The following is a 23,470-nucleotide window of genomic DNA, read 5'->3' as shown; positions in this document are numbered from 1 at the left end:
AATATTCATTAAATTTTGAAGTAGTTAAAGAAGTAAAAAAAGAAAAGAAGCAATATATTCCACCGATGAGTCATCCATGGAAACATGCTTCGTTTCAAAATTATTTACTAACGATGAAGCATCACAATGACTGTACTAATGTTTAACTATTTTTGAGACATTTTCAAAAACGGTTGACACTATGATGATTTACACCACTAGTTGTATATTATCTAGCTTTTTAAAGCATCTGCTGATTTTTTAGGAAAGGTATAGCTATCTTTTATATAACCTTCCTCACTAAGTTTTTTCAAGATTCTATTGTAGTTTTTATTAAACTGCGATGAAAAATGGATATTAGCAAATACATCTGCAATTTGCACAAAACGACAATTTTCCGATTGATAATACGTGGCTGTAATACGTTTATATAAACCTGCGCCTGTTGCTAGCTCTGTATTTAAATATTCTTCTAGCAAATAAATTGTATTTGTTCTAACATTTCTATTATCTAAATGTAAATTGATTTCATTTTCACATATCAGTTTTTCAGTTGCATACTTTTGTAATCCCAATTTCAATAAAAAAATTAAATGCTCTCGCTGTATTATCAAATAAATTCTCTGTCGCAGCGTTGTTATCTACTTTTATCAAATAGACTTCTATGCAATTACTAGAACACATATATCGTACAAATTTTTCTTTCAATTCAAAAGTCAATGCACTACCTTTTAGTTCTTTGAATTTCCCATTTATGAACATTTTATTTTCAACATCGATTTTCTTTAACTCCTCGATATTTTTAGAAATGAATCTTTTAAACCTTTTTTTAGCTATCTCTGATTTATTAACTTTTACCAAAGCAATAAAGAAATAATTGTTCTTTTTATTAATCGGATTTATACACATTGATCCTGATTCATCTATATAAATATTTGCCATCCTCATTAGATTGCTATTTAATATGATTGTACCACCTAAAGTAATTATTTCCAACATAAAAAAGAGGAAATATCTATAGAAATCCCTATAGTTTCAACCTCTTTTTTATTACCTAAATCAAATCCGCTAATTCACCGATATCTTGAATTATTATATCGGGTTTTATTTCACTTTTTTTAATGTCATCTTCTTGTGTTTCACCACTTAATACTAGAACACTAGTCACTTCACTGCCGTTCGCAACCGCAATATCCGTGTAAAGTCGATCGCCGATGATTGCGATTTGTTCTGGCTCATATCCGGTTTCTTCGATGATATATTCCAATGTTTTTGGACTTGGTTTCCCGAAGAATTCCGGATACTTTCCAGTACTAGCCTCAATCAGTTTTGCCATACTTCCACAATCTGGAATAAATGTGTTGTGTTCCATAGGGCAGTTCAAATCTGGATTGATGCCATAATACAGGGCACCTTCACGTATAAAAGTACAGGCTTTTGAAAGTTTCTCATAGGTTAGTGTTGTATCAAAACCTAAAATAACAATCTGTGGTTGTTCCTCATCTAACACCCAACCATGTGCTTCAAATTCCTTACGCAATGCAGGTGTCCCAACGACATACACGCGTTTTCCTTTATGATGTTTTTCTAACCAACGAAGTATCACATGTGTGGATACCATCATTTGATTACGTTCGATATGTATACCCATATGATCTAACTTTGTTATATAGGCATCTATATCACGAGAGGAATTATTGGTAAAGAAATAATAGTTCCTCTTTGTTTCCATTACCGTATTTAAGAAGCGATGGGTATATGGAAATAAATCTTTCCCTAAATATATCGTTCCATCCATATCAAGTACGAATACTTTTATAGATTTCATTCTTTCTCTAATCTTATCTTTTTCTATCATCATATCCCTAATTCCTATATGTTTTCATAGTAATCTACAAAGTAATCACTATACTCTTCCAATAGTCCTAAATCCCACAGTAACTGTAGTAATCCATAACGTACACGTACTTCTTTCGCCAATAATAGGCTATCTTTTACCATTTCCTTATCAATACCTACTTGATCAGGACGATAAGGGGCTTCTACAGATTTCAAGATTTCTACTACTTTATCTGGTTGTGGAAGTTCTTGTTCGATAAGTGTTTGAATGTCCTTCCAACGAGATGCGATAACATCCAAACGTTTACATGCCTCTTCGATGTTGTTTTTTCCTGCTTTTTTCTCTAACGCAAGAACACCCTCACTTGCGCCTTCAAAACAAGAGGTAACCTTTTCTTCCCAACGTGTATAATCAAATGCTTGTATACGTTTTTTACATGCTTCAAAATCAAGATCTTCCTGGATTAATTTTTTCCATAACGCAAGAATACCAGGTGTAGCTAAACCCACTTTAGCGCCATGAAATATCGGAGGTTTATGAGCGAATAGAAACTTCATTTCCCAATAGTGTGATACATGATGTTCACTACCAGAAGCTGGACGAGAATTTCCTACAAAACCCATTGCCATACCAGTTTCAATAAGTGCTTCACTGATTGCTTTTACCGCTTTTTTATCTCGTTTTAATACACCATCCGCGTTATCCACAACTTCTTGAATGGATTTGTACACCATATCAATAATTGTTTGACATACATATTCATCATTGATAATATTTGCTACTTTCCAATCGATTAAGCAATTGTATTTTCCTACAATATCACCTAATCCTGCTTTGATCATATCCAAAGGTGCATTTGCTAGTACATCCAAATCTCCAAAGATTGCCGTTGGCACATGACAATCAAACGTTGTTTTTAAATCATCAATGATAAGTGCAGATCCAATGGATGCATATCCATCCATACTTGGCGCAGTCGCAACAATTGCATAATCTAACACTAGTTTATAGGATACAAACTTACATAAATCATTTAAGGTTCCTGCACCAACACCGACTATAAAATCATATTTCTTCTGCATACCTGATAGTATTTTAAACACTGCTATTTCATCAGGAACAACATCTTTTTCTAATACAACATGATCACATACAATTCCACTCTTTGTAAGATATTCTTCTAGTAACTTTCCATAGGCAACGTATGTATTTTCATCTTCTACTATATAAATGCATTGATATTTATATTGGTTTAAATACATAAGAACATCTTTTTCAACATCCTCACATATAACCACTTTTTCAAGTCTTGTCGTATGTTCTCTATGACAATCACAATCAAATGTATGTCCTAGATAATCATTGATTTCAAAACTGTCTACCTTCATTTTCATAGGCGTTACCTAATCCATATTCGCAAAGCAACGCATTGCAGCTTCGATATCTTTCTGCATAGCATCTTGACCAGCTTTTGCCGCATCATGGAAGAATTTGAATGGTGCAGCTGCACTTACTCCTTCTCCCCCTGCTTTGTCCATATACGTGAAATAATTGATTTTACGTACCCCATTTGCGATTACTTTCTTATAGTCTTCATGAGAAACACCACTACCTCCATGCATTACGATAGGAAGACCTGTTGCCTCATGCAATTCTTTCACAAGTTCAAAATCAATGTTTGGTTCTGCGAAGTATTCTCCATGTACAGTACCAAAAGAACATGCCAAACAATCTACACCTGTTTTTTCTACGAAGTCTTTAGCTTCGAAAGGGTCTGTGTAATTCTTACGATCGCTTGCACGATTTTCTGTAACACCTTCGTTGTTTAGCGTAAGACCTGCCATTTTTCCAATCTCTGCCTCAATTGTAACACCATGTGCATGTGCCATATCTACAGCAATTTTTGTCTGTCGTACGTTTTCTTCATAAGATAAAGCAGAACCATCAAACATAACGGAGGTAAATCCCATTTCGATAGATCTTTCAATATACTCCAATTGCACACCATGATCTAGATGAACTACAACAGGTACTTTTGCACGTTGTGCCATCAGTACCATAACAGGCCCTATGGTATCTAAATCCATTACGTTGTTTTCTTCATGGGTTTGTGCAAACTCCATGATTACAGGTACATTTAATTTCTCAGCGCTCTCAATGACAGCTAAGATATTTTCAAAGTTTACGATATTAAACGCTCCAATCGCAATCTTCTTTTCATTTGCTATTTTATATACATCATTTAAATTTGCTAACATCTTTGTTTTCCTCCTTATTTAGAAAAACGTAACATAACTTTATACGTATCTGGACGACTTGCACACTCCATTGCTTCTACAACATCTGTGTAATCGTACACTTTTTCAATCAACGCTCTTACGTCAATAATGCCTTTTGAAATACAATCAATTGCTTGGGCAAATGTTTCAATGGTTCCATTTTGTGTTCCAGTCACAACAATTTCTTGAGAGTGTAAACGTCCCGCATCCACTAGGATTGCTTCATTTGGATGAATGGAACTAAACATATTACATAATCCACTCTTTGCGGTCATTTCAATTGCTTGAGCCGCAACTGCAGGAATAGCTGTTGTATTTTCCACAACGTTTGCTCCACGTCCTCCAGTAAGCTTCTTCACTTGTTCTACTGGATCAGATTCCAAAGGATCAATCGCATAATCTGCGCCTAATTTTAAACCAAATTCACGACGTTTTGCATCTGTTTCACTAAGGATAACACGCGCTCCTTGTTTCTTTGCACACAATACATGAAGGAGCCCCATTACACCTCCGCCGATGACAACTACATCATCTCCCATTTTGATATGGGAACGATTGATGCTATTTAATACACAAGCGAGTGGTTCTGCAAATGCTGCTTCTTCATCTGATGTTTCCTTTGAATACACATACAAATGACGTGCTTTTACTGCTGCATACTCACTAAAACCATAGAACCCAGAATAACCATCTGTATTATAGTAAGCAGTTCCTTTGGTAAAGTTAGCACAAATATTTTCATGATGATGTTTACAATCTGGACAGACTCCACAATCATCAATGATAAAGTTAATGACTTTATCTCCTACTTTAAACAGCTCTGGATCTACATCTTTTCCAAGTTTTTCTACGACTGCGCTATATTCATGCCCACCAATACGTGGATATGACCATTTACATCCTTGATAATCTCTTACATCATTCACGCAAATCCCCGATGTTAATATACGTACTAGTACTTCATCATCTTTTACTTCAGGAATATCAATATCTTTGATGTGATAATCCTTTGGCCCTTGTAATACACATGCTTTCATTGTGATTTCCTCCTATATTCACTCACCTTTAGAAATAAGAGACCAGTCGTAAGCTACTGGTCTCTTTGTTTTATGATACTAAGCTAAGACTCCAGTTAATCCACCGATAATACCAATCACTACAATCAATAGAATGATTCTGATGGATGTCCATCTTTTTTTCATTAACCAGTAAACTAACATGGTAAATCCGAATGGTAAGATACCCGGCATTACCGCATCAAATAATTGAGTCTGTACATTGAATTCAGAACCAGATGTAATAATCTGTAAACCACAGGCTACTTTTACATAGTTAGCGATAAGTCCACCCATAACCATACACCCCATGACTTGAGCACCTACCAATAACTTATCAAGCAGCCCCTTCTCGAGGAAGTCCATAATGGCTTCCGAACCTTGTTGGTATCCAAAGAAGAAGTTCACGAAACTAAATACATAACTGATAACTAACATTAAGACAAGATATACAACAGCACCCCAAACAGTTCCGGTAAGTGTGATGTCGATACAAATTGCTAATAGGATAGGGATCAATACACCCTGATAAATCGTATCACCAATACCTGCTAAAGGTCCCATTAAGGAAGTCTTTAAGGATGTAATGAATTCACCTGGAATTGGTTCTCCTAATGATCTTTGTTCCTCTAAAGCGATTGCCATACCAAGAATACAAGAACCAAACTCGATATGAACATTGAAGAATTCCATTTCTCGTTGCATGACTTCTTTACGTTTTGCAGCTCCATCTGGATCATCTTTATATAAATCATTGATAATCGGTACGAATGTGTGTCCACAAGCCATACCCATCATACGTTCATAGTTATAACAGCACTGTACCCAAGTCTCCCAGTTAAACGCTGCGTGGTACAGATGTTTCTTAGGAATGACGTGCTTTGCTTTTTGTTCTGCCATATTAGAAATCCTCCTCTAACTCAGCTTCTACAGAGATATTACCTTTACCACTACCCTCTCTGAAACGTACTTGTACATATACAATCGCAAACAATAACGCTAATACACCAAGAGGTAATAAGGCAAGTCCTGAATATACTGCAATTACAAATCCAATGAATAAGAATACACGACTTTCACCCTTGAAGATGTATTGTAAAGTGATCGCAATTCCTAGTGCAGGCATCAATCCACCAATAATCTGGAATATTTTCAATGGTGTTCCAGATAACATTTCAATGAAACCTTCGATATACGTTGCCCCAAAATAAGCCGCTAATGAACATGGAATGATACAAATGATAGCTGCCATAATCTGTGGACATAATACGTTTGAAATCCAAATTTTATTGTATTGTTCTTTTTCTACAAATCGATCTCCCATATGTACAAATATGGAGTCGAAGGTCATACGACAATACCAAATCAATGTTCCCAATAATCCAATCGGTACAGATAATGCTAAGGCTGTTTCTGCATCCAATTTCCCAGTAATCGCAAATGCAGCTCCTAGTGTTCCAGCTAATGCCATATCGGCTGGCATAGAACCTCCCGCAGAAATGAATCCAAGATAAACCAAGTTGATACTTGCACCAACCATGGCACCTTTCAATGGATCTCCTAAAATGATACCTGCTATCCACCCACAAACCAATGGTCTTTGAATCGTCCACAAACCAACAAATGGTAAGTTTGCTTCTCCAATCCAATACAGGATCCCCAATAGAATCGCTTGTACTAATGACATAAATTTTCTCCTCTCTTTTAAGTTTTATGTCTCAACAGAATCTGTCGCTATAACAAATTTGAAATATCGACTACCTTCTGTTCAGGTACTAATTGATAATACACATGTACGCCTTTTTCATTTTTCATGCGACGAATGGAATCTACTTCCGCAGGACTTGCGGATACGTTGTTCACAAATGGTTTACGATCTCCACGAATTCCCATTCCACCAAGACATACTTCGTTAATTTCTACTCCACCATCAACCAATTGTTCAAATACGATTGGTGTTTTCGTTAATACGATAACTCTTTCATTTCCTGGATCTGGTTTTAATAATGCTTTGGTTGCTCCTTCTACAGAAAGTACCGCAACCTTTGTTCCTTGTGGTGCTAATGCCATCAAGACACGACGATTGAAATTATCTGCCGCAACTTGATCATCCACAATTACAATTCGATTGGCGCTTAAACTTGGTGTCCAAGCGGTTACTACTTCGCCGTGGATCAAACGATCATCCACTCGTGCTAAAACGATGTTTCGCATTTTTCATCCTCCTCATTATCAAGTAAATCTGCTAGGTATTTCTTTACATCCTGTACGGTACTGCCAGCTAGCTTCATTGCTTCATCGCAAATTTCTGCAGCACTTTTTCCATTCCCTCTCATCAATAGAATTTCCATTAACAGTGGAACATTAATACCTGTTAAGTGATATACATCATAGGTATTCATTAGCTGTACAACTGCATTGAATGGACTTCCATAGAATAAATCGGTAAGCACCAGGATTTCTTCTCCTACTTCTGCTTTTTTAAACTCTATTTCAATATTTTCTATGAGGATATCCACTCCTTGATGTGGATATAATCCTACATATGATAAATCTTGCTGTTCACCCAATACCATTTCCATAGTTTCAAACAATCCTTTGGAAAAAGAACCATGAGATACTAAGATAACTTTCATAATATCTTCCTTTCTACATTCCCTCTGTGAGGAAGCACCTCTTTGGAAGCGTTTCCATCATCTGGTTATAGTTTACAATGTTTTGTTCGCGTGTTTTTATTTTAATCTTCGTAATGATTACGTAACCTAGACTCTACACAAGTTCATAATGATTACGAAATTCATCACATCATCCCTATTTATCGCTTATTTTAATGGTTCATTTTCCATGATTTCTTTCAAAGCCCCATACATACGCTGATATTTTCGGTATTGTTTTTCGTATATGTTTACTTGATTGTCACAAGGAACATATACCTTTCCTGTTGTCTTTTGTGATTCTTTTTTTTCTATCCCATCTACTTTCCCTGCCAGTAGTGCTACACCATATCCGGGAGAAGCATTCATGCTTACTTCCTCTAGTTCACAGTGTAAAATATTTGCCATGATGTTCATCCAAACATCACTTCTTGTACCTCCACCATTGATTTGCATACGCTTAGGCCACGCTTTCAAATGCATGTTTTCCATCACTTCCCGAAGTGCATATCCAACGCCTTCAAACACAGCCTGTAACATATCCTCTCGTTTGCTATTGGCACTTAATCCAATAAAAGCTCCTCTTGTATTAATATCCTGATAAATCATTTTATCCCCTGTGATATGTGGAAAGAATAAGATGTGATGTTCTTTCCCACAAGCATTCCTTAATCGATCTTGGTCAATTCCCATATCACTGCTTTCTACTATATTTTCCACCCACCATTTATGTGTGCCACCAGCAGAACGCACTGTTCCCTGTACAACATTTACAAAACGATCATGCTGCGCATTGAATACTACATTCTTTCCTAATCCTTCAAAATCCTTATCTTCTTTAGCCAAGATAATAACTCCGCTAGTTCCTAAAGATAGGACGGGTTGTTGTTGGTCCAATACACCCATTGCTACTGCATTGGCTGGATTATCCCCAGTACCAGCAATGACTTTGATGCGTTTATTTATACGCAACTGTTCACATAGCTCTTCACGAAGAGTCCCCACAACATCACAACTTGCGTAAATAGGACCTAAATAGTGATCATCAATTCCCAAGATATCCAACATATATCCAGACCATTGTTTCGACACAATATCGTACATGGAACTCGTAGACGCATCACAATAATCCGCACTATATTCTCCTGTTAAACGATATACGATATAGTCATAGGCAGTCATGATTTTACGAACTTTAAGAAATACTTCAGGCTCTTGTTCTTTTACCCAAAGCGTATTCATTGCGGGACTTCCAGTAGATAAAATCTTCGCAATATATTTGGTATCCTCTCGCTTCGCTAATCTCTCTTTTAAAGGAGCGACCATATCACTACTACGCAAGTCATTCCACATAATGGCCTTTCGAACACTTTTTCCTTGTGCATCTAGAAAGACCGTCGTATGCATTTGACCAGTTACTCCAATGGTAGAAATATTGGTACCATCAAATTTTTCATGGATATCTTGTAACGCATGCAGTACTGCTTGAAACCAAACATCTGGATCTATTTCTCGATATCCTTCCCTTGGTTCATCAAAGGCATAGGAATATCCATGTTCATATACAATATCGCAAGCCGTATCTATCACAACACATTTTAAAGAGGAAGTTCCAATATCAAGTCCTACATAATACACAAGATGCCTCCCTTCTGTCTTTTTATTTTAGACCATTGATAATTTGTACTAAATCACTTGCTGTTTTACTCACATTTTCAACTGCTTTCATACTCAATCCATAAAGGTTTGCTTCCATATGATTCACTTCATAGGCTTCTCCAAATGTCTGAATAAATGCTTTACGTAAATCAGATCCATAATTGATTTTAATCATATTGTATTTACGCATTTCTTGAATTTGTTCAAATGGAATGCCAGATCCCCCATGAAGTACAAGTGGCACTGGAGATACTTCCGCAATCTTTTTCAACAATTCTAAATCTACTTTTGGAGTCACATCCAATCCATGAACATTTCCAATAGAAACCGCAAGGATATCACATCCAGAACGTTCCACAAATTCTTTTACTTTCGCAGGATCCGTTTTACAATCTGCTTCACTTACATCATCATCTTCTTTTCCCATAATGGCACCAAGTTCTGCTTCTACTGGAACATTGTGCAAATGACAGTATTCCACCGTTCTTCTTACCTCTTTGATATTTCCTTCAAAATCTTGATCAGATGCATCCACCATAATAGAGGTGAATCCAGCATCTACACATGCTTTCACATCTTCAAAACTTTTCCCATGATCTAAATGAAGACCAATCGGTGTATCTGTATCCTTTAAAAAAGCACGCATCAAGTCAGCAATTACTTGTGGATCTGAAAGATGTAAGTTATTAGAAGAAATTTGTACCATTCCTGGAAGGTGTACATCATTTAATCCTTTGATAATCGCCTTTGTCATTTCTAGGTTTGTTGTATTAAATGCAGGTAATATCAATCCTCTTTCTTTTGCATACGCTATCAGATCATATCCATTTACTATTCTCATCCTTTTTCCTCCTTAATTTATTTTGAAAATCTGAGCATTACTTTAAATGTTTCAGGGCGCATTGCGACATCCATCGCATCGCTGATTTCCTGATAGTCGAATACTTTTTCAATCAATGGTGTTACATCGATAATTCCCTTCGCAATACAATCCACGGATTGCGCAAAAGATTCTACGGTTGGACTCACCGTCCCAGTGACTTTAATTTCTTGTGAATGAAGTCTACCCGCATCCACTAAGATTGGTTCATTGGGATGGATGGAACTAAACATATTGACCAAGCCGCTCTTCGCTGTCATTTCGATTGCTTGTCTTGCAACTGCAGGAATTGCGGTTGTGTTGTATACCACATGAGCGCCTCTACCATTAGTTAATTCTTTTACTTTTTCGACTACATCACCATCCATCGGATTGATGACTTCATCAGCCCCCATCTTCAAGGCAATGTCGCGACGTTCAGCACTGGTTTCACTTACAATGATATGAGCACCACGTTTTTTCGCACACAATACATGCAAGAGCCCCATAACGCCTCCACCGATGATAACCACTTCATCTCCCATACGAATATTGGTTTTGTTAATACTATTGATGACACATGCAAGAGGCTCCGCAAACGCTGCCAATTCATCCGGTGTATCATCTGGGAAGATATGTAAATGACGAGCCTTTACCGCAATATATTGTGCAAATCCAAAATATCCAGAAATACCTCCTTCGTTATAGAACGTCTTTCCTTGTTCTGCACTATCACAGATATTTTCATTTCCATGTTTACAGCTATAGCACACACCACACTCATCAATGATATAGTTCACTACCTTCTGCCCTACATGGAATAATCTAGGATCTACTTGACTTCCCAACTTCTCAATAATCCCAGCATACTCATGTCCACCTACTCTTGGATACGTATACTTAGATCCTTTATAATCCCTAATATCATTGGTACAAATCCCTGCAACTGTAATACGTAGTAATACTTCATCTTCCTTTGGTTCTGGCATTGGAAGATCTCTAATGCTGTACTCCATTGGTTTTTCTATTACGCAAGCTTTCATATTTCCTCCTTCGATTGATTGTGTTTTTCTATCAAACAAGCAATCTGTTATCCATTTTCATTATAGTAAAATTTCAATTGTGTATTTTCGAAGAATTGCACATTCATTATGAAGTAAACCTACCAATGTTCTTGCGTATCAATTACGAAAAAGTCAATTTTTTTCATAATTGATTTAAGATATGATATATGTGCATATGAATTAAAATAGTACGAACTTATGTTAAAATTAGATTCATATTTTTATTTTTACAAGACAAGAAAGGGGTAAATGAAATTCTTATTAATGGTAGAATTTCATAGGTAAAAAAGTATGCTCACAAAGAGACAATCAAGTATATTTTTAGAGTTATGCGAGAAAATCGGAGAGTATTATAAAGCAAATTATTTCTCTGATAAATTTAATGTAAGTTTGCGAACGATTCAAAACGATATTAAGGCAATTAAAGATGATACAGCTTCTTTATCAGATATCTTTGATATCGATTCAAAAGTACCTTTTGGGACTCGTATAAAAGTATTAGACAGTGATCGATTTGCCCAATATTTAGGTGAAATGAAGCTTCAAAGTGATGAGTTTAATATCAATTATCGCGATGATCGTATTTATAAGTTATTAAATTTTTTATTAAGTCAAAGAAAAAGCATTTCCTTAACGAAGTGCGCAGATTATATTTTCGTTTCAAAATCAACGTTAACAAGTGATTTAAAAGAGTTAGAAAAAATATTAAGCAAATTCTCTTTACGTTTGATTCAAACAAAAGGTTACATCTGGATTGATGGATTAGAAAGAGATAAAAGAACATGCTTAATGGATAATAGCTTTGCTATTCTTCCGATGATTTCTAGTAAGCTTATGGCAGATACTGAAGCAGTCCATGTGGAATTTATACGTAAGACTTTAATGAAAGAATTACTAGAACGTCAATATCCTATTTCTGATGTAGAATTTCAAAACATTATCATTTGGTTAAATGTTTCCATTAAACGAATTATGAATTTCTTCTATTTAAACGATGAAGATATTACGAGTGATGGACAATATGATGCGGAAATCCAAATAGCTGCGGATATATTTGAACGCATTGAAACCAAATACTTCATTCGTGTTCCACAAACAGAAATTAACTTTTTAGCAATGTATATCAACAACCATAGCAATTTTAGTAATACTGACTATATATCCGAAGACTTAAATACCTTTATTTTAGAAGCTTTAGAAAAGATACGTGAGTCTTATCCAACAGATTTCACACACGATGTAGACCTTCGTATTTCTTTGGCATTACACTGTGTTCCTTTGATTTCTAGAGCACGTAACAATGTACAAATAAAAAATGAAATGTTGGATTATATCAAACAAAGTTTCCCTTATGCCTTTGATATCGCAACGTTCTTCTCTTATTTATTATCGGAGCGCTATAAATGTAAAATCAAAGAGAGTGAAACTGCGTTTCTAGCAATTTACTTTAACAAAAGTATCAATGAATATTCCGTACTAAAAGGAAATAAACGCATTTGTATTATCACGAATCTAAAACGTTCCGAATACTTCCTTTTAGAACAATTCTTATATGATAAGTTTCAAAAATATATCGTTTCTATTACCTTTGTGACTGGAAATGATTTGGATACTTTAGACCTTGATCAATTTGACTTATTCTTCTCAACAGAAGACAATCGAGCAACAGAATCTGGTTTAGCAACCAAGTTTACGTTCTTCCCTGATTCTAAAGAACTAGAAAAGATTAAAGTTCGAATTGAAGGCTTCAAGAATGTAAAAGATATCATGAAGTTATTTGATCCAAAATTATTCTTCGTGAAGGACTTTACGAAAAAAGAAGAAATTCAAAAATGTTTAGTTGATGCGGCTTCACAACTGTATCAAGTAAGTAACCTTTCAGAAGAAATCGAACTGCGAGAAGAATTTGGTAGTACTTACTTTGGAAATAGCGTAGCGATTCTTCACCCGATGCATTTAATATCCGATGATTCCTTTATTGGAGAAATCATCTTAAAGAAACCTGCCGTTTGGGATAACGAAGGGAATCATGTAAATCTAATTTTCCTAGTATGTATCCAGAAAAACAACCTAGAAGCATTTAGAGCGTGGGATTATTTATCTCCACTATTATTCAATAATCAATTCAAACAAGAAATTTTATCAGTAGAAGATTATGATGATTTTAAGAGAGTCTGTGAAGAAAATCTGAAATCCCATATCTTATAAATAAAGGAGCGAACACCATATGACATTAACTGTGATTATAGTATCCCTTGCGATTATTATTTTGATTATTCTTCCACAAATCGCGAAACGTATAACGTATAAAAAACTTACGACGCATTTAGGAAAAAGAGAGTACGAACAGTTTGAAACGTTATTGGATGGATTTATATGTACCTTCTCCTTTCGACCTTATAATCGAGAATTCATGAGATTGAATGCGTACTTTATGCAAGCCGACACAAAAAAGATTGAGGCACAATTAGATACCATGTTTACTCGTCTAAAAATGAAAGAAGAACAAAAAGCAGCTGTCGCAAAACAGGGGTTCTATTTCTATCTTGAAAATAAGGATTATACGAAAGCTGAAAAGATGTTAAAGATTTGTAGAAAAGATGCGAAGAATGAAAATGAAGTACATGTTATGGATATGATGTACGATATTCTAGCTCTACAAAAAAGTGATCATATCCAAGAAATCAAAAGTCGTTTAGATTCTATAAAGAAACACCCTAACCTTGCGAACAATCCAGCGCAGCGTGTTCGCCTTGGTATCTTTGAATACCTATTAGGATTACAATACGCATATCAAAACAATAAGAAAACAAGTAAGAATTATTTAGAATCCGCATTAAAAAACTGTGTACATACTCCATATGAACCCCATATTCTTGCGTTGTTGAAACAAAAAGGATAAGTATGGAACTAGATACAACCAAGATATATGTGAATGCTTCATTATCTTGTATCGACTTAGGTCACATAGAAGAAGCAATGCATCAAATCAATCAAAGTACCATTCACAGTTTACATTATGATGTCGTGGATGGAACTTTCAACTCGTGCTTTATCTTTGGAGATATTATGTTAAAGGTATTTCGCAAGTATACAAGTCTACCAATCACAGCACACCTAGCGTGTGCTCATCCAACTCCATATTTAAAACCCATCATTACAAATGGTGCAGATTATGTTGCGATACATTATGAAGCTGATGTAGATCTTCTAGACACCTTCCAACAAATAAGAAAACTAGGCGCAAAACCAGTCCTTGCTTTTCGTTGTGATAGTGAAGTTCCTGATGATTTTATACAGATAGCCACACATGCAGAATGGATTTTAAAACTAACGGTACAACCAGGATTTGCTGGACAAAGTTTTCATAAAGATGCTCTACAACATATAAAAAAGATGCACAATCTTCTAAGAGAAGCGCATCTTGATAAAGTAATTGAAGTTGATGGTAACATACATACAGGTACAATTGCAGATTGTGCAATTGCAGGTGCCACTATGTTTACTGGTGGTACTTCTGGATTATTTAATGGACTACGTTCCATTGATGAAAACATAGCACTACTAAAGCAAACAATAGGAGGATAATTTATGGCGTTCACTATGAATAAAGAAAGCATGAACACAGAATTGAATGAGATGTTACAAGAGAATGAAAAGTATAAAGCACAAACATGGGCTTCCATTGTGACAAGTACACCCAAACTACTTTCTTATACAACCTCACAAGATAAACGTCCAAAGATTGGGTCTACTAATATCTATTGTTATGTAGGATTGACAAATAAAAATGTAAATATCGTGACTTTAAATTCGTTAGACGTTACAAGAGTTACAGGTAAATTCCGTATACCTATTAAAGATATCCAAAAGTTCACATATAAAAATGGTATCTTAAAGTGTAGTGCAGAAATCAACTTTGGTAAGGAAGAAATAAAAATCTTATGGGTAAACCAACCTGCTGGAACGGATATAAAGAACCAGAGGAAGAATGTGAAGGTTATTTGTGAATTCTTCTCTATTTACTGATCATCGATGCCCATACAACAACCTTTATGAAGCTTGTTTTGGTGATATATTTCGTAAGTGCCTCATTACACGAGATAACTCTGTGGTATTTTAGAATAAATATTAATTAAAAAGGGAACATATCTATTACTTGTCAAGATTATTCCCTTTTTGCAAAATATAATTTACATTAAATTAGAAAAAATACACTTTACATCAATAGTAAAAAAAACATTAGAGTGCACTATCTTATAGTAACCAGATATCATTAGTGCAATATCAGTTATTAATGTCCATTACTAGTTGCTAAAATCGAATATATATTTATCATTTAATTTTGAAACTTCTATATCATCCCTTCCGTATTCTTCAAGGTCACTTCTTGTAATCAGATGAGAATCATTAACTTTTAACCTATTCCGTAAGTATGAACCTAACACTGATTTATCTTTGTAAGATGAAATTTGCTTAAATGTAATTTGTCCATTTACTTCTTGAGTGCCTTCCAATAAACAAGTCATATTTGTGCCATCATCCCAGGTTACTTCGATACACTCACCATGTGCAGGAAAAAAATTTGGGTACTCCCTTAAAAATCTTTTTGGAATTGCTATGTAAGCATCTTGAGAATTCACATTGGCATCTGCAAAACACCAATTTAATCCACTTTTTTCGCCTACTTCTTTTAAACGATCACTATATAATTTTATTTTCGCCATAAAACTACCTCCATTTGAGTACATATTACACTTGAAGTATAGAATAATAAATAGCTATAGAATAAATCCTACCTATTTTCTTTAGAATTGTTTAAATTAGATGATTTAAGTCTAAAGTCATTCTGCATACTTGCTTAAAACTTCAGCACAAGGTAAATATATCTCTGAAATATAGAGACCATCAACTTCTTTTCGATCAATATGACAAACCTCATATATTCGCTCTTCTTCTGTAGGCATAATAAGACCATTATGAATAATTTTGCTTTTGTACAATGAATCAATGAAATAGTGATACGATACTTGTTTATAATTTAGCTCATGCATTTCCTTATAATACTTGGAATCAAAAATATAAACGTCATTAGGTGTTTCAGCAAAATGATCAATTGATATTGATTTAGGGCTATGTTGTTGATAATCAATTCTAAATGTTTCTTTTTTAAACTTAACTTTATTTACTCCATCAAACGAATAATTATTAGATACACAACCACTAAATTGCTCATTTAAATAATCTTCAACAGCGTCCTCCCATATATTCTCAAAATCTTTGGTGTAGGCTTTAAATGTAATACTAGAGGATGCTCTATATCTAAAAAAATCTATCAATGATTTTATTAACCTCTTGTTGATATCTTTGAACTCACTATGCAATAATTCCTTTAGTAATGATATAACCATGATATTATTCTCAAAGAGAGTTTCATTAAACATAAACTTTTTGTAATGATTTACATGATATAAAAATGAACAGTTATCAATTACATAATTCAATACTATCTTCATGCAATCACCAACAAAGCTATACTCTCGATTTTTTTTATATGTGAATAAAGGAAAAAAGACCAAGTTGTCATTTGATATGATTTTTGCAGACTTGATGATTGTTGACTTCCAATTAACTCTTCCATTATTTTCATTTGAACAGGTGTAGTATTCATTGAAGTGCAATCCAAAAGCATTAAAATAATTTACTATATAGTTTATAGATGAGAGAAGAGTCATATCTTCGTTTTTTTCATCGAATTCGTTGTATGACTTAGAGAGCGCATACTTTTTCAATACCTTCAAAATCAACATCATGCTTTCTTCGATTCCCATATTTTTTAAAAAATGCTTTGGAAATGATACAAGTTTTTCTCCTTTGAAAAATAAAACTCCAACAAAATTTGAATATACACCATTTGATGTTTCACTAATCAACTCAACTGGTATTTTAAATCCTTCTAAAATTTCACGATCAATAATCGAGCCATCAATAATATATTCTAACTTACCCATATTCCCATTAAAATTTGTCAAAAAAATCCTGAACAAAAATATTCTCCTTGTTTTTAAATTTTTTCAAAAGTTTTGAAAATGATTTTATAGAATCATCAATTATCGAAACTCCACTTAAACTAGCTAAATGAATATCATTCCATAAATAGTAAAGCAACTTATCTGAAAGTTTATTTAGAATTGCTTCTTCTGTTGAATCAGTTCTTATATAAAATTGACCAAGTTGTTTATCTTCCGCAAAACCTAATTTCTCTACTATATATGAATTAAAAACATCACAGAACCTCAACCATGATATTTCTTTGCCATTCAAAGTAAAGACAAAATCATTTAATCCATCTATTATGTCTGTTGAAATGTATTCAAAATCAAATCTTCGTTTAAAGGCAGTATCCATAACATAAACATTTTGATCAGAGGTATTAACAGTTCCCAATATACTTAAATTTTTAGGAAGCCTAATTTCATTATTGTCGACATCGAATATATAATTTGAAATCAAATCATTATATATTCCATATTCTGATATTCCTTCTTTACGATCCAATATTTGAAACAAATCTCCAAAAATGGCGGATATGTTACCTCTAGACATTTCCTCCATAACAAGAAAAACTGTATTTTGACTATTCTTTGGATCAAGGGCAATCTTTAATGCTTTTGTGAAAACGCCTGCTTTGAATGAATACTCTATGCTTTTATTATTATTTTCATCTACAGAAACAACAGGCATTATATTACCGATGAAATCATAGTACGTATACTCAGGATGAATAGTTACTCGAAAAACAAAAGGGGACCCTTCTTTTTCATATTCAGGATATTCTTTTAAAATTTCTTGAGTAACCTTATAACTCTTACCAGTTCCTGGTGCGCCATAATAAATCATCTGCATGTGTTCTTTTTGATAATTCGCATTTCTATAAACACCGGTTCCCTCAGATATGTCTTGCTCAATCGCTACAACATCATAAAGCGTAGATTGTGCTCCATTAGGAAATTGTACATCAAAAATCAATTCCTTTTTTTCTTGATCTAAAAAGAAAGATATGATAGATCCTACTACATTCTGATCATATAATTCTTTAAACCATGAGTATGGAGTATTTGAATTATCTTTTCTTTTTAATTGAAATTTAGTAGTTCCATCAGCTGCCTCTGTATGTGTAAAAATCAATTTGTTATTTTTATTATCAAAACTCTCTCCTATTAATTCGATCACCTTTGGGCTTAGAATGAGGGTATAATCATGACTCAAAACAAATTGACCTTCATATGTTCCGGAAGGAACTATTACGTTAGCCTCTTTCAATTTCTCTTCAAGCAATAAAGAAAGGTTGTATGAGGATTGTTGATTCCCACCTTTATAAACTATTTCCCTTTTAGCTTGAGTAACTTTTATCTCACCTTTATAAATTTCTTTTTTCATTTATATCGCCTCTTTTCTAATTGATTATATCATGTATTATATATTTTGGATATGAATCGATATACATAACGACAAAATAATATTTGAGCAATCACCCTATATGTTTTAGTAGCAAAATATTGATTTTTCACAATTATACCTTTTCCTACATATCATCGTCAACACTATCAAAATCATAATAAAAGGCCTATAAATGTAGTTCTACCATTCATAGGCACAAAGCAATTAATAATTTATATATCTTTTTTTTCATATAACATTCTACGAATCTCCATAGCAATTGCTTTCGCTAGTAATGGAGGTACTGCATTTCCTACTTGTGTATATTGGCTTGTTCTTGATCCAGTAAAGAAATATCTATCTGGAAAGCTTTGAATTCTTGCGGATTCTCGCACAGTCGGAACCCTGTTTTCTGTGTAATGAAAATAGTTTCTATGACCACAATCAATTGTATTACTAGGCAACTTGCTATCCATACGCCTAAACGCGTTATTATAATTACGTACTTTATAGAAATGTTCCGGCAAATCTTTGATAGAACCACCATCTGGCACCATAGAAATGATATCTATTGTCTGTTGAGTATGATTGGTTTTAACGTGATTAGATATGGTCTCACAATTTTCTCTCATAAGACATTGATACTCGTTTCTAGGTGTAGTTATATATTTAAAAGATTGCTCGACATCCCTTAGATTTGGTAAATCGCTTAACGCTTCATATGTTGACACTTTTTCTTTTCTTATTACTTTTTCAAAATCAAAAAATTGATTTTGAAATACCTCTTTTTTTAATCCAACAAAAAACACTCTAGATCGAGCTTGTGGGACACCATAATCTGCTGCTTTCAATAACTTAAAATTAACATTATACCCAAGTTCAGTAAACCTCTTTTCTATATCTTTTTTGTATTCACCTTTATTTAAACTGAGTAAACCATTCACATTTTCTAGAACAAAAAAATCTGGTTTTATCACACTTACAAACCTTACATATTCCATATATAATGAATTTCTTGGGTCATTAGTATCCCTTGTCCCAACTAGACTAAAACCTTGGCAAGGTGGTCCACCAATTATGCCACATACTCTTTGTTCATTATTCAATTTTAACAAATCAGCATTTCTAAATTCGTGTACATCCATTGTTGTTCCACATTTTTCATTTCTATTTTCGTTGTATGTATCAATGGCGTCTTTCCACTTATCTATGGCCAGAATGGATTTAAAACCTGCGAGTTCAAATCCTAAACTTAATCCACCTGCCCCACAAAACAAATCTATTATATTCATCTATTTTCACTCCTTTTAAGGATATTCAATATCTCTGTTGCTATAGCTTGCGCCAACAAAGGTGGCACAGCATTCCCAACCTGCCTATACTGCTCCGTTTTTGTTCCCTTAAAAATAAAAGCGTCTTTAAATGTTTGTATTCTGGCTGACTCACGAACAGTGGGAACTCTATGAAATACAGGATGGAAATAATTCATATGTCCTGTATCTATTGTTATTGAAGGTTTAGTAAAATCAAGGCGCTTATATGCTGAGGAATGCCTATTATTTCTTTGTCTATCCCATAGCTCTTCTGGCACATACTTCCAATTCCCCCCCTGCGGTACATGCTTTATACGCTCAACTACTCTGGCATCATGTACTGTTTTAACATGATTATATACAGTATTACTATCCTTATTATAATAATATTCTTGTAAATTGGTTCTTTTAATTCCTTTTAAGGTATTAATTCCATCTTCTTCTTCGATGGTCATTAAATCAGCAATTGCATCATATACTGTAGTTGTTTCATAGATTGGTTTTAATGTTTCAAAATCAAATTTTTCATTTAAATCCTTTCTAATTCCTATAAAAAATGCTCTAGTTCTTTTTTGAGGCACACCATAAACATCTGAAGAAAGAACTTTAACAGAAACTTCATAATTCAAATCGCTTGTGATTTTGATAATTTTATTTTTTGCATACCCATTGTCCCTTGTCAATATGCCTGGGACATTTTCAATAACAAAAATTTTAGGTTTAATATTTCTCACAAATCTAATATATTGAAAGAAAAGTTTATTTCGGGGATCATCTTCATCTTTTGCGTATCGATTTGCTGAACTAAACCCTTGACAAGGTGGGCCACCAACAATCACATCAATCTCTTTTAGTTTTTTCTGTATTGTTGCATCTGATACTTCACATATATCACCACAATGGTGAAATTTAGTGGTAAAATTACAACAATGTGTAGACATTGCAGCCCTATCAAAATCTATACCACCATAAATTCCAAATCCTGCATTTTGAAACCCTAGGCTCAAGCCTCCAGCACCGCAGAACAAATCTAAAACCTTATATCTCATATTAAATCTCCTCAATTGTATAATCTTCAAACTCTACATTATTTTCAAACAAATCTCTAATTAATGTTGTTTTTGTTTTACCAAATAGTTTACACAAATAGTTAATATCCCCTGTTCCTAATAAATAATGGTAAGCAAATGTATACTGACAAGACGTACAAGACAATATATCGCTTACCTTTAAATACTTTCCTGCTTCACGTATTTTTTTATAAAATTGACTTCTATCATATTTGTTGTTCAATGAATTATTCAAAAATACATACTCCGAGCCATTACATTCAGAACAAACTTTTTTCATAACCATTCTTGCTTGTTTAGTAAAATAAAATTTACGGTTTTTCACAATCAAAAACTCAACAATTTCATTCCCTTTTACAACATCTTTTTTACGAATTTTAACTAATTCAGATATTGGTAAACCTGTCGTTATTGCCAAAAAAAATAAATAGTTTTCTGTTTTTAAATTGTTATTTGAAAAATAATTCATGATTCTGAAGATGTCTTTTTTTTCTTTGATTATAAAAATAATTAAACCTCCTAGCAGCAAAAATGATAAAAACGCCAATATTTGCTGCTCTAATTATACAATAGGAATCATAATAATTCAATAGATTAACTATTATACTTCATCAAATTTTGTTAATATTTTTCATATGCTCTCATTAAAAACATCATGTAAAGATTCTTAAAATATGAATGTGCTATATAATATCTTAGCTTAGTTTTATGAGCCACAATACAAATCATATCAATTTAGCAACTATTCAATAAAATCACATATTTTAAATAATCCGAACCAAGAAAATCATTTATCTTATTTTACATACATAAAGGACATATTTATTAAAAATAGCTTACTGTTTTTACCAAAGATTACCAGGATTAATCACATTGAATTGTTTTGAATGTATTTATTATTTTAAGAAGATTGTTTGTAGAGGAAATTTTGTAAACGCTGCCAATATAATTAGAAGTTTGGTCTTTCCTTATAACATTATTCGCATTTTTTGAAACAATCATCGTCAAGCTTAACGAAAGTAAAAAAATAGAACATTTTCAATTATATCAAACATGTATAGTACTTCAAATTCGAGAAATGATCTTTCAAAACTACCAAGATGAAATCACAGATGCTATTTCTACAATTATACTAACGATCATGTTATCATTACTATATCTCAATAAAACTTGTTGTTCTTCCTTTTGAAAAAAATTGGAGCAATCATTCTAATTTAATAAGTTTTCTGATATCATAATAATGAAATGAAGCACTCCTACATAAAATACAAAAAATTTCATTTAAAAAAAATCGATAAAAGGCAGGAACAACATGACAAAAAACGAACTAGCAACAATCAAATCGAAGCACAAAGATTTATCCTTTTACACTGACTTATTCTCAAAACCCATTTGGGGAGATATGGGTGAGGATAGCGCATCAATTTATTTAAGTGTGGTTGATGATTCTTGGTATTTACATTTCATTCGTACACAAAGTGGTGAACCTTATCCATTGAGTGAAACTGTTTGTAATATCATCGATGAATATGAAAAAGATTTAACAGATGATGAAGTTTATGATTTTTTAATCTTGCATAAAAAAACGAAAGAGTTTGAAGACTTTTTAACAAACAGGGTGGACGCACGTGAACGATAAAAATATTATAAAATTCTCTAAATGTTGTGCACATCTTTATGGAGCAGTAACTTTGAAAGATATCAAAGATTCAATACATCATTACAATCATGAAGATGTTGATGAAACTACAATCAAAGAAGTTCTAGAAAAATTTATTTCAAAAAGGACAACGATTCAACTTTATAATATTTCGTATACAAGGCAAAGATCATCGATACGCCTACTACAATAGAACGCCTATACAACAAAGCTTCCAGCCATGAATTTTATTATCCTGATAGAAAGCCAGAATTTTATGCTTTTGTAGCTAGTGCGTATGCGGACATTACATATCCACATTTCAAGAATCTATTTAACTTTATAGAACAACATATTATGAAAGGTGATACGTATTGGATTGCGGATGACATAACAATGGAAATTGCAAATATCTTCATGTCAGGGTATGGTCCTGATCATGTCATGGATATCTTATTTACTGAGTATAAAAAAATATTGTCTATTACGGAAAATGAAATTAATAAGCTCCTTGAGGTACTTATAAATGCACATAATAATACACGCCGATATGATTTAAGAGGCTTTACTCCTGTCGAGGTACAAAACAACGTCAAATCAAAGCCTTATCTATATTAAA

General features: G+C 33.5%; 26 protein-coding genes. 7 read left to right on the top strand and 19 right to left on the bottom strand.

The annotated features are described in order from the left end of the window. Positions 1-212: 212 nt before the first annotated feature. The 13 genes from ACWG42_RS10990 to ACWG42_RS10930 all read right to left on the bottom strand — a co-directional run bounded on the left by ACWG42_RS10990 (position 213) and on the right by ACWG42_RS10930 (position 11,368). Positions 213-554, bottom strand: a complete 342-nt coding sequence (locus ACWG42_RS10990; protein ID WP_455792325.1) for a hypothetical protein — start codon at positions 552-554, stop codon at positions 213-215. Further along, the gene (locus tag ACWG42_RS10985; protein WP_455792324.1) at positions 529-978 is read right to left on the bottom strand and encodes a DUF3800 domain-containing protein; all 450 of its coding nucleotides are present in this window, start codon (positions 976-978) and stop codon (positions 529-531) included. Before ACWG42_RS10985 ends, ACWG42_RS10990 begins: the two co-directional genes overlap by 26 nt. Before the next feature lie 55 nt (positions 979-1,033). Then, positions 1,034-1,840 carry an HAD-IIA family hydrolase gene (locus tag ACWG42_RS10980; protein WP_455792322.1) on the bottom strand — a complete coding sequence of 269 codons (807 nt, stop codon included), beginning with the start codon at positions 1,838-1,840 and terminating at the stop codon, positions 1,034-1,036. 11 nt (positions 1,841-1,851) lie between these two features. After that, on the bottom strand, positions 1,852-3,213 hold the full coding sequence (locus ACWG42_RS10975; RefSeq protein ID WP_455792321.1) for a sn-glycerol-1-phosphate dehydrogenase: 1,362 nt from the start codon (positions 3,211-3,213) through the stop codon (positions 1,852-1,854). Between the two features lie 9 nt (positions 3,214-3,222). Beyond that, positions 3,223-4,077, bottom strand: a complete 855-nt coding sequence (locus ACWG42_RS10970; RefSeq protein ID WP_455792319.1) for a class II fructose-bisphosphate aldolase — start codon at positions 4,075-4,077, stop codon at positions 3,223-3,225. Positions 4,078-4,091: 14 nt separating this feature from the next. Then, complete coding sequence (locus ACWG42_RS10965; protein WP_455792317.1) at positions 4,092-5,135, bottom strand: zinc-dependent alcohol dehydrogenase; 1,044 nt, start codon at positions 5,133-5,135, stop codon at positions 4,092-4,094. A gap of 78 nt (positions 5,136-5,213) precedes the next feature. Beyond that, positions 5,214-6,053 (bottom strand): PTS system mannose/fructose/sorbose family transporter subunit IID, encoded by an 840-nt coding sequence (locus tag ACWG42_RS10960; protein ID WP_455792315.1) that lies wholly within the window; start codon positions 6,051-6,053, stop codon positions 5,214-5,216. A gap of 1 nt (position 6,054) precedes the next feature. Next, a complete protein-coding gene (locus tag ACWG42_RS10955; protein WP_455792314.1) occupies positions 6,055-6,840 on the bottom strand; it encodes a PTS mannose/fructose/sorbose/N-acetylgalactosamine transporter subunit IIC in 786 nt (261 codons plus the stop codon). 47 nt (positions 6,841-6,887) lie between these two features. Continuing rightward, positions 6,888-7,367 (bottom strand): PTS system mannose/fructose/N-acetylgalactosamine-transporter subunit IIB, encoded by a 480-nt coding sequence (locus ACWG42_RS10950; RefSeq protein ID WP_455792312.1) that lies wholly within the window; start codon positions 7,365-7,367, stop codon positions 6,888-6,890. Continuing rightward, complete coding sequence (locus ACWG42_RS10945; RefSeq protein WP_455792310.1) at positions 7,349-7,789, bottom strand: PTS sugar transporter subunit IIA; 441 nt, start codon at positions 7,787-7,789, stop codon at positions 7,349-7,351. The genes ACWG42_RS10950 and ACWG42_RS10945 overlap by 19 nt, the downstream gene beginning before the upstream one ends. Positions 7,790-7,975: 186 nt before the next feature. Further along, a complete protein-coding gene (locus tag ACWG42_RS10940; RefSeq protein ID WP_455792308.1) occupies positions 7,976-9,445 on the bottom strand; it encodes a xylulokinase in 1,470 nt (489 codons plus the stop codon). Between the two features lie 22 nt (positions 9,446-9,467). After that, positions 9,468-10,307, bottom strand: coding sequence for a class II aldolase (locus ACWG42_RS10935; protein WP_455792306.1), 840 nt, complete (start codon positions 10,305-10,307; stop codon positions 9,468-9,470). Positions 10,308-10,324: 17 nt separating this feature from the next. Next, positions 10,325-11,368: a zinc-dependent alcohol dehydrogenase gene (locus ACWG42_RS10930; RefSeq protein ID WP_455792304.1), complete on the bottom strand. Its 1,044-nt coding sequence runs from the start codon at positions 11,366-11,368 to the stop codon at positions 10,325-10,327. Positions 11,369-11,680: 312 nt separating this feature from the next. Between ACWG42_RS10930 and ACWG42_RS10925 the strand changes: the two genes are divergently transcribed. Genes ACWG42_RS10925 through ACWG42_RS10910 form a run of 4 tightly spaced genes read left to right on the top strand, consistent with a single transcriptional unit; the run spans position 11,681 to position 15,418 of the window. Beyond that, positions 11,681-13,597 carry a BglG family transcription antiterminator gene (locus ACWG42_RS10925; protein ID WP_455792302.1) on the top strand — a complete coding sequence of 639 codons (1,917 nt, stop codon included), beginning with the start codon at positions 11,681-11,683 and terminating at the stop codon, positions 13,595-13,597. A gap of 19 nt (positions 13,598-13,616) precedes the next feature. Further along, a complete protein-coding gene (locus ACWG42_RS10920) occupies positions 13,617-14,291 on the top strand; it encodes a hypothetical protein (RefSeq protein WP_455792300.1) in 675 nt (224 codons plus the stop codon). 2 nt (positions 14,292-14,293) lie between these two features. Next, a complete protein-coding gene (locus ACWG42_RS10915; protein WP_455792298.1) occupies positions 14,294-14,977 on the top strand; it encodes a ribulose-phosphate 3-epimerase in 684 nt (227 codons plus the stop codon). A gap of 3 nt (positions 14,978-14,980) precedes the next feature. After that, a complete protein-coding gene (locus ACWG42_RS10910; protein ID WP_455792297.1) occupies positions 14,981-15,418 on the top strand; it encodes a hypothetical protein in 438 nt (145 codons plus the stop codon). Between the two features lie 278 nt (positions 15,419-15,696). Here the strand turns inward: ACWG42_RS10910 and ACWG42_RS10905 are convergent, their stop codons facing one another. From ACWG42_RS10905 to ACWG42_RS10880, 6 genes are all read right to left on the bottom strand, one after another. Further along, positions 15,697-16,116, bottom strand: a complete 420-nt coding sequence (locus ACWG42_RS10905) for a hypothetical protein (protein WP_455792295.1) — start codon at positions 16,114-16,116, stop codon at positions 15,697-15,699. Between the two features lie 117 nt (positions 16,117-16,233). Beyond that, positions 16,234-17,400 (bottom strand): hypothetical protein, encoded by a 1,167-nt coding sequence (locus ACWG42_RS10900; RefSeq protein WP_455792293.1) that lies wholly within the window; start codon positions 17,398-17,400, stop codon positions 16,234-16,236. Between the two features lie 7 nt (positions 17,401-17,407). After that, complete coding sequence (locus ACWG42_RS10895; protein WP_455792291.1) at positions 17,408-18,829, bottom strand: AAA family ATPase; 1,422 nt, start codon at positions 18,827-18,829, stop codon at positions 17,408-17,410. A gap of 233 nt (positions 18,830-19,062) precedes the next feature. Beyond that, positions 19,063-20,121 (bottom strand): DNA cytosine methyltransferase, encoded by a 1,059-nt coding sequence (locus ACWG42_RS10890; RefSeq protein ID WP_455792290.1) that lies wholly within the window; start codon positions 20,119-20,121, stop codon positions 19,063-19,065. Then, positions 20,118-21,191, bottom strand: coding sequence for a DNA cytosine methyltransferase (locus ACWG42_RS10885; protein ID WP_455792288.1), 1,074 nt, complete (start codon positions 21,189-21,191; stop codon positions 20,118-20,120). Before ACWG42_RS10885 ends, ACWG42_RS10890 begins: the two co-directional genes overlap by 4 nt. A gap of 1 nt (position 21,192) precedes the next feature. Then, entirely contained in the window at positions 21,193-21,741 is a 549-nt protein-coding gene (locus tag ACWG42_RS10880) for a tyrosine-type recombinase/integrase (RefSeq protein WP_455792327.1), read from the bottom strand. A gap of 783 nt (positions 21,742-22,524) precedes the next feature. Here ACWG42_RS10880 and ACWG42_RS10875 point away from each other — a divergent pair. The 3 genes from ACWG42_RS10875 (at position 22,525) to ACWG42_RS10865 (ending at position 23,469) form a co-directional block, all read left to right on the top strand. Next, positions 22,525-22,851 (top strand): hypothetical protein, encoded by a 327-nt coding sequence (locus tag ACWG42_RS10875; protein ID WP_455792286.1) that lies wholly within the window; start codon positions 22,525-22,527, stop codon positions 22,849-22,851. Further along, complete coding sequence (locus tag ACWG42_RS10870) at positions 22,841-23,065, top strand: hypothetical protein (RefSeq protein WP_455792284.1); 225 nt, start codon at positions 22,841-22,843, stop codon at positions 23,063-23,065. The genes ACWG42_RS10875 and ACWG42_RS10870 overlap by 11 nt, the downstream gene beginning before the upstream one ends. A gap of 143 nt (positions 23,066-23,208) precedes the next feature. Beyond that, positions 23,209-23,469: a hypothetical protein gene (locus ACWG42_RS10865; protein ID WP_455792282.1), complete on the top strand. Its 261-nt coding sequence runs from the start codon at positions 23,209-23,211 to the stop codon at positions 23,467-23,469. Position 23,470 lies beyond the last annotated feature (1 nt).

This window comes from Amedibacillus sp. YH-ame10, assembly GCF_053848885.1.
This window is presented reverse-complemented; position numbering and strand designations above follow the sequence as displayed.